General features: G+C 43.0%; 1 pseudogene. It reads left to right on the forward strand.

The window, feature by feature from the left end:
- Positions 1-214, forward strand: a pseudogene (locus CIK96_RS06895) (IS982 family transposase); the annotation flags it as partial.

Consider the following 214-nt stretch of genomic DNA (forward strand, 5'->3'; position numbering starts at 1 on the left):
TATTTCCATTTCGGTACATTCCGCAATTTCAAGCACTACTACCTGTTCTTTATTAAGGGTACGATGAAGTCTTATTTTCCGAAAGCTGTGTCGTACAACCGCTTTGTGGAGTTGGAAAGCCGCATGTTCTTCCAGCTCATGTTCTTCCTTAATCTGGGAGCTTTCGGAAGATGTACCGGCATAACATTCGTTGATTCCACGATGATACCCGTAT

The organism is Prevotella sp. P4-98 (genome assembly GCF_002251405.1).
Lineage (GTDB): Bacteria > Bacteroidota > Bacteroidia > Bacteroidales > Bacteroidaceae > Prevotella.